This is a genomic window from Citricoccus sp. I39-566 (genome assembly GCF_031432995.1).
GTDB lineage: Bacteria > Actinomycetota > Actinomycetes > Actinomycetales > Micrococcaceae > Citricoccus > Citricoccus nitrophenolicus_A.
Window position 1 is genome coordinate 3,041,896 of the sequence record NZ_CP133842.1, and the last position, 16,178, is coordinate 3,058,073.

The window sequence follows — 16,178 nt, forward strand, 5'->3', positions numbered from 1 at the left end:
CGTCATCGCAGCACCCCGGCCAGCTCGAGGGCGCGGTGGACGGTCGGGGAGGTGCGGTGCCGGTGCAGGTCCTCCAGCGGGATCCAGGCGGCGTCGATGGAGGACCCGTCCACCTCGGGACGCAGCTGACCGGACACGACGCCGGCCCGGTACAGGACCTGCACCGTCAACAGCGGGCGGCCCGGCCGGGACAGCCGGCGGCCGCCCTCGATGGTGCGGCTGGTGACCCCGAGCAGCTCGCCCAGCTCGGCGTGGTATCCGGTCTCCTCCAGGATCTCCCGGACACAGGCCTCGTCCGGCTGCTCCCCCAGCTCCACCTGGCCCCCCGGAAGGGTCCAGATGTTCTCCGTGGGGCCCTGCCACAGGCTCATCAGCAGGGAGCGTTCACGGATGACGACGCCGTAGGCGCCGACGCGGCTGTCGAAATCCATGTGGGCCAGTCTAGAGGGCGGACCCGGCCCCGGCCGTCCCGTGCCCGCGGGCCCGCCGTCTGGAATACTGGATGGGTTGCGGACGCCGATCCCGTGACTCCCAGGCATGAAGGACGAGTAGGACGAGAAGGGCTGGCATGACCGAGCAGGACGGCTCCGAGGCGACCTCCGGGCTGCCGGCCGACCTCGGGGCCCGGCTGAACGCGGTCCTGGCCCGCCGGTCGCTGACGGGCGGTCCGCAGGGCGCACCCGAGACCGCCCGCGGCTGGCTGGACGTCTCCTACGAGGCCGCCTACGCGGAGGACCTGACCCGCGCCGCGCGCGCCGCCCGTTCCGGCCTGGACGCCCCCGGCGGCCAGGACCCGGTGAACCGCGCCGGACTGTTCCGGGCGCTCGCCTCCGTGGCCGAGCTGACCGGGGACCACGCCGCCGCCACCGGCTACATCGCGGACCGCGCCCGGGTGCTCACCGAGGCGGGCTATCCGCACCGCGCCCGGATGGAGGTCCAGCTCGGCGCCATGCTGCTGCGCGAACCCGAGGCGTTCGAGGCCACCGTCCTGCAGGGCGTCCTGGAGGACGAGCGCACGCGCTCGGCCCGCTCCGTGGACACCGCGCTGCCGGACGTCCTGGTGGCGCTGGCGGTGCGGCACGTGGAGGACGGCCGGCTCGATGCCGCCGTGGACCTGCTGGAGGAATGCCTGGAGATCCAGGACGCCCGGGTGACCGCTGGACTGCCCGTGGCCCCCGAGTCCCTGTCCTCCACCCGCATGTTCCTGGCGCACGTGCACCTGATGAGCCACGAGCCGCAGATGTCCGCCGAGGTGGCGGACGAGGTGCTCGCCGGACAGTCGAACCGGGCCGTGCGGGCCGCCATGTGGATGCTCAAGGCCGTGGTGGCCCAGGACGAGGGGGATGGGGCCGGGGCCGTCCTCTACGCCCTGCGGTCCGTGGAGCTGCATGCCGCCGCCGGGGTGCGCAAGGGCTCCGCCTCGGCCGCGGCCCTGCTGGCGGGGCTGGCGGCCGACGCCGGCGACCAGCAGTCCTCGATCCTCGCCTGGAAGGTGGCCGTGGCGCAGGCCGAGCAGGGCGAGGTCCCGGAGGCCTCGGACCTGACCCTGGCCCTGGGTCACCAGCTGTTGGAGGCCGAGGAACATGCCCTCGCCGAGCGGGTCCTGGCGGGTCTGGTCCGCCGTGAGGAGGCGGCCCGTCGGCTGCCCGGCCTGGCACGGGCCCTCGTGGACCTCGGCCACGCGGCCCGCCACCAGGACCGCCAGGACGAGGCCCTGGAGCACTGGGACCGGGCGGCATCCCTGTTCGAGCAGGCCGGCGCCACGGACGAGGCGGCGCGGATGCACCTGGCCTCCGGCGCCCTGTTGAACCGTCAGGAGAGGGCGGAGCAGGCCGCCGAGCGGTTCTCCCGCGCCGTGGAGCTGGCCCGCGCCGCCGAGGAGGAGCCGGACGCCGAGGACCATGATCCCGCGGTGCTGCCCCAGGCCCTGCACGCCCTCGGCCACGTGCTGTGCGAGCTCGGCGAGGAACGCGGCGTGGCCCTGCTGGACGAGGCGATCGCCCTGGCCCAGGACTCCTCCGCGGCCTGGCACGAGGCCGACTTCACGGACACCCGGGCCCGCGGGCTGTGGGCGCTGCGCCAGGGACCGGCCGCCGTGTCCTCCGCCCTGACGGCGGCGGACCTGTTCGCCGCCTCGGAGGATTCCACCGCGTCCTCCAACGCGGAGCTGTTCGCGGCCTACGTGCTGCTGGAACAGGAACGGGCGGAGGAGGCGGCCACCCTGTTCCGGATGATCACGGAGCAGGAGGGCACCGCCCGGTACCTGCGCATGGCCGCCTGGCTGGGTCTCGCCCAGTCCCTGGACCTGGCCGGGGACGAGGAGGGCGCCACGCGGGCCCGGTTCGAGGCCGACGCCGCCGCCCAGGCCGAGGACGAGGACGACTGACGGCACCCGGTCCTTTTTTCATGGAATCCTCATGGTGAGCGGACCGTTTCTCATCTTCGGTTCATGATGGCGCGGGATCATGGAGGGCATGAAGAACACCGGTCGGGGATTGAAGGCCACCGTCGCGCTGATGGTGGTGGCGGTGATGGCCGCACTGGGCGTCGCCGTGGTGTCGGCGCAGCCGAACGCGGTGGACCTGGGGCCGATGATCGCCGTGAGCGACGCCCCATCCACGGACGGGCGCAATGCGCCGTCCTCGGCGGAGGCCTCCCCGTCCGCCACCGATGCCGCCAGCCCCGCGCCGGAGCCCTCGTCCTCGGCCGCGCCTTCCTCTCCCGCGCCGGCGGCCACCGACGGCGCGGCGGGCGACGCTGATCCGTCCCGCGTGAAGATCACCTCCAAGCCCGCGCCGGAGACCAGCGCGCCAGCCGGCGGCGGCTCGTCCGACTCCAGCGGCTCCACCGGCTCCGGGGATTCCGGAGGCTCGTCCGACTCCGGCGGGACGGCGCCGCGCCCCGCGCACACCGCCCCGGCCGCGCCCCAGCCCGTCCCGAACCCGGCACCCCAGCAACCCCGGTACGACGACGGGGATGACGATGACGATGACGACTGGGATGATGACGACGACGATGACGATGACGACGACTGGGACGACGACGATGACTGACCCTCAGCGGGTCCACCGGACGAGCCGATGACGGCTCCCCCGGACCGACCCACAGCGCCGCCGGCCCGGGAGCATCCCCGGGCCGGCGGTCGTCTCAGGGTGCTGTGGAACCTCGTCGTGGACTGGGGCGCCCTGCCGGTGCGTACCCGGGTCATCACCCTGCTGGTGCTGCTGACCGCGGTGGCCCTCATCCTCTCCGGAGCCACCGCCTACGTGCTGCAGCGCAGCAGCATGGTCCAACAGATCGACGACTCGCTGACCCGATCGGTCCAGGAGTTCCGCATCCTCGCCCAGGAGGGCATCGACCCGGCGTCCGGGGAGCCGTTCTCCGCCTCGGACCAGCTGGTGTTCACCGCCATGCAGCGCACCCTGCCGGCCGAGCACGAGGGGATGCTGGGCTTCCGCGACGGCGAGATCAGCTGGACGGCCTCCTCGGCCGTCGAACTGCGGCTCGAGCGGGATCCGGAGCTCGTGCAGTGGGCGGCCGAGCGGTTCGACGAACCGTTCGAGGACCAGGGCGTGGCCATCCAGACGCTGTCCACGGCCCAGACCACCTACCGCGCCGTGACCGTGCCGATCCAGTTCGACAACGACACGGCCCCGTCCCTGATGCTGCTGGCCTATGACTTCTCCGCCGAGTTGCAGGAGCTCGACACCACGTTCCTCACCTACGGCCTCGTGGGCTTCGGCGTGCTGGTCCTCGTGGGGGTGGCTGGCTGGATCCTGGTGGGCCGGCTGCTCCACCCGTTGCGGATCCTGCAGTCCACGGCGGCCGAGATCTCGGGGACGGACCTGCGCGGGCGGGTCCCGGTCTCCGGCCAGGACGACGTGGCCGGGCTGGCCATGACCTTCAACGAGATGCTGGACCGGCTCCAGGACTCCTTCTCCTCCCAACGGCAGCTGCTGGATGACGTCGGCCATGAGCTGCGCACCCCCATCACCATCGTCCAGGGACATCTGGAGCTGCAGGACGCCGCCGATCCGGACGACGTGCGCGAGGTCCGGGAGATCGCCCTGGAGGAGCTCGACCGCATGCGGCTGCTGGTGGATGACCTCGTGACGCTGGCCAAGTCCGGACGGCCAGACTTCGTCACCACCCAGCCGGTCGACGTCGGCCCCCTCACCCGGGACGTGCTGAGCAAGGCCTCCCCGCTGGGCCCCCGGATCTGGACCCTGGACCACGCCGCGGACGTGACGGTGCCACTGGACGCCCAGCGCATCACCCAGGCCTGGCTGCAGCTGGCCTCCAACGCCGTGAAGTACTCGGCGGAGGGGTCCAAGGTGTCGATCGGCTCGCAGGCCCTGTCCGGGACCCTGCGCCTCTGGGTGCGGGACCAGGGCATCGGCATCCGGCCCGAGGACCGCGAGAGCATCTTCGACCGCTTCGGGCGGGGCTCCAACAGCACCCGGGCCGAGGGGTCCGGGCTGGGCCTGAACATCGTCACCGCCATCGTCAGCGCCCACGGCGGCACGGTGGATGTGCAGTCCGCCCCCGGGATCGGCTCGACGTTCTACCTCGACCTGCCCCTTGATCCCCGGGAGCTGGCCTCACCCGACGCCTCCGAACCCGACGTCTCAGAACCCGCGGGCACCGGCGCCGGCCGGCCCGGGCCGGTAACGTCTATCCCGAGCACAACGACACACTCCAAGGACGGTGCGGCGTGAGCCAGATCCTGATGATCGAGGACGAACCACGGATCAGCTCCTTCGTGGCCAAGGGCCTCAAGGCCGAGGGACTCGCGACCACGGTGGCGGCGACCGGGCGCGAGGGCCTGGTGCTCGCCCTGACGGGAGGCTTCGAGCTGGTCATCCTGGACCTGGGCCTGCCGGACATGGACGGCTTCACCGTGTTGCAGAGGATCCGCGCCCAGGACCCGGATCTTCCCGTCATCATCCTCACCGCCCGGGCCTCCGGCGAGGACACCGTCCAGGGGCTGACCTCCGGTGCCGACGACTACATGCCCAAGCCCTTCCGCTTCGCCGAGCTGGTGGCCCGGGTGCGGCTGCGGCTGCGCCCGGAGGGCGGGTCCTCCGCCTCCCCGCCGGACCCCGTGCTGCGGCACGCCGACCTGGAGCTGGACCCGGTGCGCCACGTGGCGGCGATCGGCGGCGTCGAGGTGGACCTCTCGGCCCGGGAGTTCTCCCTCACCGAGACGTTCCTGCGCCACCCGGGCCAGGCCCTGAGCCGCGAGCAGCTGCTCTCCCGCGTGTGGGGCTATGACTTCGACCCGGGCTCCAACGTGGTGGACGTGTACGTGCGCTACCTCCGCAACAAGCTCGGGGCCACGCGCTTCGTCACCGTCCGCGGCGTCGGCTACCGGCTCGTGGAGGAGAAGGACTACCAGCCCGCCGCGGACTGAGGCAGGTCCAGCAGGGACTCGGCGATGTCCAGCCGCTGCCGGGCGGAGGCCTCCCAGTCGCGGTGGCCCGAGTCGCGGGCTCCGGCCACCAGGGACAGCGCCACGGCCGAGGACCGGCACGCGAGGGCCGACGGATCCACCCCCGCGAGGAACGCCGCGTGGAAGCGCCGCAGGGCCTGCTCCACGTGCACGTAGCGGTCATCCACGGCCGGCAGCACGGCCAGGTGGCCGAGGAAGCAGGCCAGGTCGTCCACCCGGTGGCCCGGGCCGGCCCCGTCGACGTCCAGCACGCCGGTGATGCGGTTCTGGCTCACCAGCAGGTTCGCCTCGTAGAAGTCCCCGTGGGTGGGCACCACCGGCCCGCGGTCGGTGGTCTCCAGTTGGCGCTGGAGGTGATCCACCAGCGATCGGATGCGCCGGGCCTGGGCCGGCAGGGCCGTGGCGGCGGCATGCCCGTAGGCCCCGGTCCGGTCGGACCAGGCGTCCCGCCGCGGCAGCTCCACCAGTTCTGGTGGCATGCGGTCCAGCACGCCGAGCACGTCCTGGGGGTCCACGTGCCGGGCCCCGTCCGCCATGATCGCCGTGGCCAGCACGTCCCCCTCGCCCTGCTCCAGGGCCAGCACGTCCGCCACCGGCGGACCGAGCGCCACCGGGACGGGAACCCCGGCCGCGGCCAGCAGGGTGTGGCGGTGGTGCAGGCGCGTGGCCAGGCCGGGGCGCATGACCTTGAGGAACACGGTGCGCTGTCCGTTGTCCCCGGAGACCACGGCGCGCAGCACCGCCCGGCGCAACGGACGGTAGCTGACCGTCTGCAGGTCCACGAGGGTCCCGCCGCCTCCCCAGAGGGAGGCCACGGAGTCCGGGTCGGAGGCCAGCGCCAGCCCGGTCAGCAGCGGGTCGTGGGGGTGGAACCAGGCGGACCAGGTGGCGTCGTCGTCCTGTCCCGCCGCGAGGACGGCGTCCTCCGGGACGGCCTCGGCCGTCAGGGCCACGTACAGTTCCAGTGGTTCCATGGCCCCGCCCGGTGCCTCGGCGGCGGGCGGGGCGGCCCGGACACGGAAGATCCCGGTGGCCCCCGCTCCGGGGCGGTGCTGGAGGTCCACCAGCCGAGCGTCCACCAGGTGGTGACCGTGGTCCGCCAGGACCGCGGCCAGGCGGGAGTGGACGGCCTGGGAGCTCAGGTACTGGACCTGCCGGTGCTCCGCCTCATCCCGGTGCGCGCCGTTGCGCATGGGTGACCGACTCTGACTCAGACGGCCCGGCGCCGTTCCAGGACCTTGTCCAGGTCCAGGGTGCGGTTGGCGGTGGCCTCGACCTTGGCCCGGTACTCGGCGGAGACGCCGGACTTCAGCTTCACGCCGGGGCTGGCCATCGGAGCCTCCGGCGGCATCAGGGGCGCCGGCTCCGGGCGGCGCGCCTCGCCGGCGTCCAGGTAGGTGGGGCGCGGCACGGACGGCAGGACGGCGGCGTCCGGGCCGGCGGCCTCGGCCGGCGCGGCGTCCTCACGGTCGGCGGACGGGGAGGACGTGCGGCCGGCGGGGGTGGACGCCGCGGGGCGGCTGTTGCCGGACGCGGCGTCGAACACCGCGGTGGAGCCGGCGGCGGTGGTCACGGGGTCGGCGGCGGGCAGGGTGGGACTCATGGCCTCGTCGAAGGCGTCCTCGATTCGGCGGTCCGCGCGCTTCTTGCGGTCCAGCACGGCCAGGGTGCGCAGGGCGGCCACGGCGGCCACGGCCACCACGGCGGAGATGCCGGCCACCAGGAGGGTGCCCGCGCCGAAGGCGGCGGCCAGTCCGGTGCCGATGAAGGTCAGGGCGGCCACGAGGGCGATCGCCGCCAGGGCGGTGCGGTCCCACTTGACGCGGAAGCCGGATTCCGGTGCCGCCGCGCTCGTCGCCGGGCGGTCGGCGTCCCGGGGCATGGACTGGGCGGTGCGCGTCATGGTCTTCCTCCGGTGGCTCCTGGACAGGGGCTGCTTCTTCGCCCTCCGGTAGATGGCTGTCAGCCACGCCACCACCAGTGCACACAGCACCAGTGATCCGTGCAGGTGGATGTCCGGAAGGAAGCCCAGTGCAAGGCTGAGCGACTCCTCAAGACTACCCGTGCCCGCATCCACCCCACAAACGGTACCGGGCCTGAACTACACCGGTGTGATTCGACGCGGTGTGTCCTGCCTATTGCCCGGGAATTCGCCGATGGCGCCCCTCCCACCGGGGCAGCAGGCCCTCCGGGACCTCGGGTGCCGTCAGCGCATAGGACTCGTGGTCCCGCCAGTCGCCGTCGATGTGCAGGAAGGCCCGCCGCAGGCCCTCATGACGGAACCCGAGCTTCTGCACCACCCGCAGGCTCGGGGCGTTCTCGGGGCGGATGTTGATCTCCATCCGATGCAGTCCCAGCGTGCCGAAGCAGTAGTCGGTGGCCAGGGCCACCGCCGTGGGCACGATCCCCGCGCCCGCCCGGTCCCGGTCGATCCAGTAGCCCAGGGAGGCCGAGAGCGCCGAGCCCCGCACGATCGAGGAGACGCTGAGCTGACCCACGATCACCGGCTGGCCCCTGGCCGAGGTCCGCAGGCAGAGCAGCCACGGCAGGGCGGTGCCGTCCCGGCCCGAGCGGTTGAGCACCCTGACCATCTCCACGTAGCTCTTCAGCGCGCTGTGCGGCTCGGGGTTGGTGGCGTCCCAGCGGCGGAGCCAGTCGCGGTTCCGGGAGCGCAGGGACATCCACTCCTCCTGGTCCCAGCGGCGGAACGGGCGCAGCACGATCTCCCCGTGCTCCAGGGTCACGGGCCAGCGGTGGGTCGCGGCAGGCGGCATAGCCCGATCCTAGGTCCGCACCCGATCCCACGGGACACCGTGCCATGGGACACAATGGGAGGGTGTCCTTCCACCAGTCCTTCCCCGCGTCATCGCCGGACCCCGCTGCGGGCCCGGGCCAGCAGCTGCAGTACTCCGAGTCCCTGACCGGGAATCGGGGCGAGACCCCCGAGGAGGTGTTGCGGCACCGCAAGCAGGACTTCCGCACGCTCTGGCGCGCCCGCCGCCGGGAACTGGACTCGGCCGATCGGGCTGAGCAGTCCGCCGACCTGACCCGGACGGTGCTCGAGTGGTACCTGCCGCGGGCGCGGCACCGGCGCGCCGCCGTCGTGATGTCCTATGGGGCCGAGCCGGACACCGGGCCGTTGCGCACCGCGCTGCACGAGGCCGGCGTGGAGGTCCTGGTCCCGATCACGGAGCCTGGGCGGCGCCTGTCCTGGACGGCCTGGCACCCCGGCGTGGAGGTGGCCCGCAGCCCCGTGGCGCCGATCGACGAGCCGGTCGGCGAGCGACTCGGCGTGGAGACCTTCGCCACCGTGGACCTCGTGCTGGTGCCCGCCCAGGTGGTGGACGCCCGCGGCCTGCGGCTGGGGCAGGGCGGCGGGTACTACGATCGCTTCCTGGCCGAGCTGGACCGGCTCCCCCGGTCCGCGGACGACGCCGGCCCCGCACCATCCGCAGCCCCCCTCACCGTGGCGACGGTGTTCCGGCACGAGCTCCTGACGCGCGGCCAGGTGCCGTCCGATGAGCACGACCGGCCGGTCGACGGGGCGGTCACCGCGGACGGCTTCGTCTGGTTCGGTCCGGAGCCGGCCTGAGCGTGTGGCCGGTGTAGACTTGGCACTCGAAACCTGAGAGTGCCAGAGTTTCGCTGTCACGACGAGAGGACCGCCCGGTGCCCACCTACGCCTACGCCTGTAAGGACTGCAGCCACGAATTCGACATCGTGCAGTCCTTCACGGATGACTCCCTGACCGAGTGCCCGTCCTGCGAGGGCACCCTGCGCAAGAAGTTCAACTCCGTGGGCGTGGTCTTCAAGGGTTCGGGCTTCTACCGCAACGACTCCCGCTCCGAGGGCTCGGGGTCCACGGCCTCCTCCTCGATCCCCGCAGGCGAGAAGGGCGGCAGCACCTCGGAGTCCTCTCCCGCCCCCTCGACCGCCGACTCCGGCTCCTCCTCCACGTCCGGGGCCGACTCCTCCTCGTCGTCCTCCTCGTCCTCAGCCGCCTCCCCGGCGACCGTCTCCGCCGGTTCCGCCGCGTAGGACCCCCGCCGGCGCCCGCGCCGTCCTCCACAGCGGACCGCCTCCACCGTGCCGTCCACGGCGGGCCGTGCCCAGGTCGCGGCGGCCCGGGCGTTCCTGCTGGGATCGGTGCATGGCCCCCGCACCCTCCCGCCGCCACCAGTCCCGACCGTCCGGCACACCCCGGCGCCTGCGCCGTGAGCGCCACCGGCCCGAGCCCGATCGACGGCAGCTGAGGCGGGACCTGCGCCGACACCGCCGCGCGGTGCGCCGCCGGATGGCCGCTCCCCCACCCCCACCACTGACCGAGGACGACGACGGCCCGGCCGGCTCCACCGTCCGGGCCGCCCGAGGCACGCTGCGCACGCGATGGAGGGTGGCGGTCGCAGCCCTGCCCCTGCTGTTCGCCGTCGCCTTGTTCCTGGCCACTGTCCTCGGCGGCGGCCTTGAGCGGGGTGTCCCTGATGCTGCGGAAGCCACGGAGATCGCAGACATCGACGCGTCGACGGCCACGGCAGCTGTGGCGGGGCCTGGGGGAATCCCGGCGCCCGCCCCAGTCCCGGACACCGGCGCCCCCGCACCACCGGTACCACCGGCCGGCCACCGCGCCGTGGCCGTCCGCTTCTCCGCACCGGACGCCGTGGACCTGGTGGCCGCCGGAGACCGGATCGACGTGGTGGGCCTCGACGGCGACGTGCTGGCCACCGACCTGGAGGTGCTCCAGGACCGGTCCACCGGCCAGGCCGGGGTCCTCGTGGTGGCGGTACCGGCAGAACAGGCCCCGGAGCTGGCCGCGGTCGCCGCGGCTCAAGACCTCACCCTGCTGGTGACCCCCACCGCCGGCTGAAGGACGGAGACCCCCGAAGCCTCCGCCTACGCGGCGTCCTGGTGATGCGGCTCGTACTCGACCAGTCGGCGGAGTCTGAGGACCCCGAGGTCGACCGGACCGGCGAGAGCCGGTGGGGACTCCGGTGGCGGTGGCAGGAGCGGCGCCGTGGGCCGCGTGTACCGATGGCCGGTGGGAGTGGTCACGGTGAGTGACTCGGCCGTGGCTTCGTGTCTCCAACCGGGGTGTTCCTTGGTCAGATTGCAGCGCACACACAACCCTGAGCCGTTCTGATAGCTCGTCGGACCACCTTCCCGGAACGGGGTGGCATGGTCCAGGTGCCTGATCGGGGCGCCGCAGAAGGGTGTCCGGCAGGTCCCGTCGCGTATCACGATCATCCGTCGCAACCCTCCCGAGAAGGTGCGGCGCTGGGAGTCCATCGCCACCAGTTGCCCACTCTCGGGGGCGGTGTAGAGGCGGCGGAGGAAGACCTCAGCCTCCGTGTTCGCCACCAGCCGCCGAGCGATCGGAGTCGGGATCGGCCCGAAGCCTGGCAACCACGCCGCTCGCGCAGCCGCAGCACGGCTGCCCGGAGGGGCACCCACCGCGGGCGGGTCAGTGACGGCCCCGGGCGGGCTGGTTCCCGTCGGTGCGGTGCTCGTGAGTTCGGTGCCGGGTGCCGTGCCCCCGAACAGGCTGGCGTCCGTCATGACGAGGTGGACCTCCACGGGGACCGTTGTGGCGCCGGCCTGACCGGTGAGTCGCTCGACTAGGGTATCGGCGAGAACCTGCCCCGGGGTGCGGCCGCTGTGCTCGTCATCATCCCCGCCAGCATCCTTGCCACCACCGTGGACCCGCGGGCCATCGGTGGGGTCCGCCACGTGCTCCCTCTCGGCCTCGCCCTCGGCGATCAAGCGGGAGGCGGTCTCGACGAGGTTCTGGTAACAGGCCGCCGCCTGCTCGATCGGCAACAGCGCGGTTAGATACGCCATCCCGGGGGTGGATTCGGAGGGCTTCACGGACACGTGGCGGTCCCGCCGGGCCGAGTCGTAGCGCTCCTCGGCGGCTTCCGGGTCCTGGGCCGCGGCCTCGGCCTGGGCCGCTCGGGTGAGGTCCCTGACCCCGCAACGGCCGAACAGCCCGAGCAGACGGGAATCGACCGCTCGGCGGGAGTCCGAGTCCAGCCACTGCGTCTGGCGTTCCACCGCCGCGACATGCCGTTCGCTCATGACCCCCGACTGCAGGGCCGAGAGGGTGTTCGGCAGGTCCGCCGCCACGTTCACGGCCTTGCGCAGCTCCGTGGACCCGGAGTGCGGGCTGATCCCGCGTGCCAGTCCGATCTCACCGCCCAGCCCTCGCCCCCGACGCCTGACCGGGACACCGCGACGGGCCTCGGCCGTGGTCCGGTGGGCGTGCAGGGCGGCGGTCTCCCGGATCTGCGCCGCCGTGATCACGGCCTTGAGCTGCCCCAGCACCGCGATCCGGTCTATCGCTTCGGACTCGACTCCGTCCGGTGAGGCGATCGCTGCCGGACCGCCCGGGTGCACAGTGTCAGGCGCGTCCGGATCCACCGCGGCGGCCGGGATCATCGACGAGAAGGCCTCGCGGAGTGCCATCAGTTCCAGGGCGTTCACCGGGGCACGGCTGGGACCGGCTACGGTGCTGATACCGTGCCGGACGGCGTCGTGCCCGGGTGCCGTGTCCATGTCTTCGACCCTACGCGGGGGCACGGACGCGATAAGGATCCGGGCCGCCGGCTGTGGATGGTCGGCGTGGCTGGACCTGACATCTCGTGTGGCGCGGCCCGGCCAGGTCACGGCAGGTCAGCCCCAGTGGGGTGGCCGCTGCTCCAGCAGCCACCGATCATGCTCGGTCAGCCGCGGGTTCTTCCGCGCTGCATCCCCCGGTGACGGCTCCGGCCGGGGCGACTCCGACGAGGCCGGCTCCGGCTTCAAGGCCTCGAGCTGGGGTTCGGCGCCGTCCGCGGAGGCCGGCCCGGTCCCGGGAGCATCCGCACGGCGGGGGCCGCGGCGGCGCGACCCTGGGGGCCCAGATCCCTCGGGCTCAGCGCGAGTCATCGTCCGAACGCTCGGGCCGATCGTCGTCCTCGGAATCCCCCGGGGCACCGGGGCCGTCCTCGGCCGCCGGCAGGCCCAGGAAGTCGGAGATGGTCTGGGAGCAGCCCGCCGGGTCCGCGAACACGTCGATGGTCCACAGGGCGTGGTACCGCCAGCCGCTGCGCTCGAGCTGCTGGGGCTGCTGACGGGAGCGCTGGCGCACACTCATCCCGCGGTACGCCTCCGATCCGTCCGAGATCATCGCCACGGGCACGGCCTGCTCCGGAGAGGCCTGGCCGTCCCAGGCGGGAAGGCCCAGCGGGTTCCACACGGCCAGGTCGATGCTGCCGGCGAAGTTCGGCAGCACGGTGGCGTGGCGCTGCGTGAGCCTCTCGGACAGGTCGGCCACCAGCGGATCACGCGGCTTCGGCGAGGGCGTGTGCCCCGTGTCCTTCAGGTAGGCCTCCAGCAGGCCGTAGAAGTCCGAGGCCCCGTTGCCCAGCCGCTCCGGGTCCAGGTCGTCCGGATGCACGCAGGTCAGCACGTGCAGGTGCTTCCGGGCGCGGGTCATGGCGGTGGCGTAGAGCTCCCGTCCGCCGGCCTCGGAGAACGGCCCGAAGTGGTGCACCACGCGGCCGTGCGGGGTGCGGCCGTAGCCGAGGGTGAAGATGATGTGGTCCCGGACCACGCCTTGGGCGCGGGACATCGGGGCCACCAGGAAGGGCTCCCCGCCCCGCGTGAAGAACGAGGCCGCCCACGGGTTGTTCGGCAGGTTCAGCCGAATGGCCTCCGCCACGCGGCGGGCATGCAACGGGCTGGCCGTGATGACGGCCAGCGAGTGCTCCGGCCGGTGCCGGATGTGCTCGAACACGAGGTCCATGGTGCGGTTGACCTCGGCCACGGTGGACTCCACGCCCTCGTCCCCGGCCCCGGGCATCCCGGTCCCGCCGGGCAGGAACTCCACGCGCACCGGGTGGTCCGCCCCGGTCAGCTCGGAGGCCCCGGGCAGCATCTGCAGCGAGCCCTCGTACAGCTGCTCGCCCAGCAGCCGGGTGAGCTTGCGCTCCAGCCCGCGGTGCATGGTGGTCAGGGCCACCTCCGGCAGCACCCGCATCAGGGCGGTGAACGCCGAGTCCACCTCCCGCGGCATCATCGCCGAGGCCGTGGGATCCACGGAGACGTTGAAGGACTTCGGCGAGCCGGAGGTTCCGTCACCGAAGGCCACCACCTGCTTGCCGCGGCTGATGGCGCCCAGCGCGGTGCTCAGTGCCAGGGACTCGGCGTCCAGCAGCAGGACGGCGTCGAAGCCCATCTCCGCGGGGAACTCGGCCAGGGCCAGCGGGGACGTGGTCCACACGGGCACCAGGGTCTGGAGCAGCTCCGGCTCCAGACCGGACAGCGAGTCCGGGTCCGGGTTGCCGTCCTTGAGCAGGGAGCGCAGCACGCGCGCCGAGGCGCGGTGATGTCCCGAGGTCCGCCGCCACGCCTGGGACAGGGACCAGTTCAGCCGCTGGGCACCAGCCTCCAGGTGGGTGGTGTCCGCCAGCCGATACTCTGCCTCGATCCGGCGCAGCGAGTCGGAGTCCATCATGGCCAGGTAGTCGTCCCCGGAGATCATGGCCTCCAGGGCGGACTGCCACCAAGCCAGCTCCAGCTCGGGGCGCAAGCGGTCCGTGGGGACCTCGCGCCGCTGGAGGTCGGCCATGAGCTCCTGCAGGCCCTGCTCGCGCAGCTGATCCCCCACGAGGGTGCGCTCGGGCAGGGTGGTCAGCGTCTCCTGGTCCGCCACGAGCCGGTCCAGGACCTCGCTGAGCTCGTCCACCGGCAGGTTCTCGAGCCGCCCTGACTCGTGCCGCGGCTCCGCGAGGACGCGCTGCAGCCGGGCCATCTGCCCGGCCACCTCGGAGCCCTTGGCGGAGAGAGCCTCCAGGCCGGCCGGCACGGAGGGGTGACGCTTGGAGGTGGCCCAGCGGGTCCACTCGGCCCGCTGGTCCTGGACGTCCACGAGGGCCTCGTGCAGGTCCGAGACGTGCACGCCCGGGCGGATGTACTCCTTGGCCACGCGGCGCAGCCGGGAGCGGGTCATGGAGGACATCTCCACGCCGTGCTGCTTGCGCCACTGACCGGAGGCCGTGGCGGAGATCAGGTCGGTGACCGGGCGGTCGAAGATGTCCGGGGTGAACTGGTCCAGGGATCCGCGCACGGCGGAGAGCAGCTGGATCTGCCCCACCCACTCGGCGAAGGTGCCGCCGGTGGCCAGTTGTGCCTGCTCGGTGGCCGCGTCCAGCTGCTCCCGCAGCACGGGCAGCGCGGCCGCCAGGTCCTCGGCCAGCCCGTAGGCGTCCTCGGTCTCCTGCACGTTGCGCAGCCGCGCCCCGTACCAGGGGCTCTCGGCGGAGGTCCGGGAGAACGCGCCCAGCTCACCGGCGCGGACGAGCTGGACGGCCGTCTCCTCCCGGTTCACGGTCGCGTCCAGCACGGAGCGCTTGAGCCGCACGGTGGTGGATGGGGCCGGGTCCAGTCCGGTCAGGGCCGCGAGGGACTGCATGGCCTGGAACGGCGAGCAACCCCAGCGCTCGCGCACGTTGTGCAGGCTGCGCAGGTGGTCGGCCAGCTGGTGGCGGCGCTCCACGAGCGTGGCGTTGAGCCGGCCGGTGGCGGGCTCCTGGGCCCGCTCCACCCGCAGCAGGGACTGGATCAGCTGGCGGCGCATCAGCTCGGGGGTGGCCGCCGCGGGAATGTCCAGCACAAGGGAGTCCAGGTCCACGGAGCCCAGCCGGCGGCGGAAGTCCTCGAGGGTGGCGGTGCGCTCGGCCACCACGAGCACGCGCTGGCCGGCGCCGGCCAGCTGGGCCACGGCGTTCGCGGCGGTCTGGGTCTGGCCGGTGCCGGGCGGGGTCACGACCACCAGGTCATGGCCGGCGGCGATGTGGTCCAGGGCCCGCTGCTGGGACGGGTCGGCGTCCAGGATCAGGGTCTCGGTGGCCGGGTCGCGCTCGTCCAGCGGCGGCAGCCCGGTGTCCTGCAGCTGCCCCCGGCGCGGGACCATCCCGGTCCCGGCGTCGTACAGGGCGGAGACCACGGGATGCGTGGAGTCCACCACGTCCACGGACGCGGTGTCCGCCAGGTCGGCGAAGGTGGAGATCATCAGCCGGTGCTCCACCACGAGCCCGCGGACCTCGCGCCCCTGCGAGCGGAGCATCTCCATGGCCGGCAGCGGCTCCAGCTTGGCGGTCGCGTAGGCGGCGCGCAGGTAGTCCTCCGCGTCCAGGGTGACCCCGTGGTGGTCCCGGAACCAGCGGGCCAGCGCGGGGTTGAGCCGGGCCCGGTCGGAGATCTGCAGCTCGTAGTCGTCCTGCTCGGCGCGCAGGGTCAGGCTCAGCCGTGCCAGCATGACGGGGGCGGACATCTGCGTGGAGCGGCCGTCCTCGATCACGCGCCACGTGGCCAGGCCGGTGGCCAGGTAGCCCACGTCCACGCCGCGGTCCTCGGCCAGCTCCTGGATCTTGCCCCGCAGCTGGCGGGCCGCGCCACGGGCATGGACGAAGGCGTCCTGGTCCCGCAGCAGCGTGGACAGCCGCGTCTTGCGGCCGGTCATGAACTGGGACAGCCCGGAGGGGTGGGCATGGGAGATGTCGATGCTGTTCGCCCCCGAGGGGGCGAACCGCAGCATCGTGTCGTTCTCGGTCCCGGAGCCCAGGGAGGCCAGCCAGGCCGCGAAGGTGAGACGGGAGTCGGACTCGGCGGCGCCGCCGTCGGGCATCTCCGCGTCCTTACGGGGTTCCGCAAGGCCCTGCTGGGTGTCCTGCTCAGTCACAGTTGTCCT

Annotated in this window: 14 protein-coding genes; 7 read left to right on the top strand and 7 right to left on the bottom strand. The window is 73.1% G+C overall.

Annotated features, from left to right (window positions below):
* Positions 1-2: 2 nt before the first annotated feature.
* Entirely contained in the window at positions 3-431 is a 429-nt protein-coding gene (locus RE421_RS13845; RefSeq protein ID WP_309811129.1) for an NUDIX domain-containing protein, read from the bottom strand.
* A 137-nt stretch (positions 432-568) separates the two neighbouring features.
* On the opposite strand from RE421_RS13845, the gene RE421_RS13850 reads away from it, so the two are divergent.
* The 4 genes from RE421_RS13850 to RE421_RS13865 all read left to right on the top strand — a co-directional run bounded on the left by RE421_RS13850 (position 569) and on the right by RE421_RS13865 (position 5,413).
* Positions 569-2,386 carry a tetratricopeptide repeat protein gene (locus tag RE421_RS13850; RefSeq protein WP_309811134.1) on the top strand — a complete coding sequence of 606 codons (1,818 nt, stop codon included), beginning with the start codon at positions 569-571 and terminating at the stop codon, positions 2,384-2,386.
* Between the two features lie 88 nt (positions 2,387-2,474).
* The gene (locus tag RE421_RS13855) at positions 2,475-3,053 is read left to right on the top strand and encodes a hypothetical protein (RefSeq protein ID WP_309811137.1); all 579 of its coding nucleotides are present in this window, start codon (positions 2,475-2,477) and stop codon (positions 3,051-3,053) included.
* A gap of 27 nt (positions 3,054-3,080) precedes the next feature.
* Positions 3,081-4,718: a HAMP domain-containing sensor histidine kinase gene (locus RE421_RS13860; protein ID WP_309811140.1), complete on the top strand. Its 1,638-nt coding sequence runs from the start codon at positions 3,081-3,083 to the stop codon at positions 4,716-4,718.
* Positions 4,715-5,413: a response regulator transcription factor gene (locus RE421_RS13865; protein ID WP_309811142.1), complete on the top strand. Its 699-nt coding sequence runs from the start codon at positions 4,715-4,717 to the stop codon at positions 5,411-5,413. The genes RE421_RS13860 and RE421_RS13865 overlap by 4 nt, the downstream gene beginning before the upstream one ends.
* Here the strand turns inward: RE421_RS13865 and RE421_RS13870 are convergent.
* The 3 genes from RE421_RS13870 to RE421_RS13880 form a co-directional block, all read right to left on the bottom strand.
* Positions 5,392-6,645: a phosphotransferase gene (locus RE421_RS13870; RefSeq protein WP_309811145.1), complete on the bottom strand. Its 1,254-nt coding sequence runs from the start codon at positions 6,643-6,645 to the stop codon at positions 5,392-5,394. The two genes, RE421_RS13865 and RE421_RS13870, sit on opposite strands and share 22 nt — an antisense overlap.
* Before the next feature lie 17 nt (positions 6,646-6,662).
* Positions 6,663-7,355, bottom strand: a complete 693-nt coding sequence (locus RE421_RS13875) for a hypothetical protein (RefSeq protein WP_309811147.1) — start codon at positions 7,353-7,355, stop codon at positions 6,663-6,665.
* Positions 7,356-7,587: 232 nt separating this feature from the next.
* Complete coding sequence (locus RE421_RS13880; protein WP_309811149.1) at positions 7,588-8,226, bottom strand: GNAT family protein; 639 nt, start codon at positions 8,224-8,226, stop codon at positions 7,588-7,590.
* A gap of 62 nt (positions 8,227-8,288) precedes the next feature.
* Between RE421_RS13880 and RE421_RS13885 the strand changes: the two genes are divergently transcribed.
* From RE421_RS13885 to RE421_RS13895, 3 genes are all read left to right on the top strand, one after another.
* Positions 8,289-9,044, top strand: coding sequence for a 5-formyltetrahydrofolate cyclo-ligase (locus tag RE421_RS13885; RefSeq protein ID WP_309811151.1), 756 nt, complete (start codon positions 8,289-8,291; stop codon positions 9,042-9,044).
* A 77-nt stretch (positions 9,045-9,121) separates the two neighbouring features.
* Complete coding sequence (locus RE421_RS13890) at positions 9,122-9,490, top strand: FmdB family zinc ribbon protein (RefSeq protein WP_309811154.1); 369 nt, start codon at positions 9,122-9,124, stop codon at positions 9,488-9,490.
* Positions 9,491-9,602: 112 nt separating this feature from the next.
* Positions 9,603-10,316, top strand: coding sequence for a hypothetical protein (locus RE421_RS13895; RefSeq protein WP_309811156.1), 714 nt, complete (start codon positions 9,603-9,605; stop codon positions 10,314-10,316).
* A 26-nt stretch (positions 10,317-10,342) separates the two neighbouring features.
* Here the strand turns inward: RE421_RS13895 and RE421_RS13900 are convergent, their stop codons facing one another.
* From RE421_RS13900 to RE421_RS13910, 3 genes are all read right to left on the bottom strand, one after another.
* The gene (locus tag RE421_RS13900; protein WP_309811159.1) at positions 10,343-12,001 is read right to left on the bottom strand and encodes a DUF222 domain-containing protein; all 1,659 of its coding nucleotides are present in this window, start codon (positions 11,999-12,001) and stop codon (positions 10,343-10,345) included.
* Positions 12,002-12,118: 117 nt separating this feature from the next.
* Complete coding sequence (locus RE421_RS13905; protein ID WP_309811163.1) at positions 12,119-12,373, bottom strand: hypothetical protein; 255 nt, start codon at positions 12,371-12,373, stop codon at positions 12,119-12,121.
* Positions 12,360-16,169, bottom strand: a complete 3,810-nt coding sequence (locus RE421_RS13910) for a DUF4011 domain-containing protein (RefSeq protein ID WP_309811166.1) — start codon at positions 16,167-16,169, stop codon at positions 12,360-12,362. Before RE421_RS13910 ends, RE421_RS13905 begins: the two co-directional genes overlap by 14 nt.
* Positions 16,170-16,178: the final 9 nt, after the last annotated feature.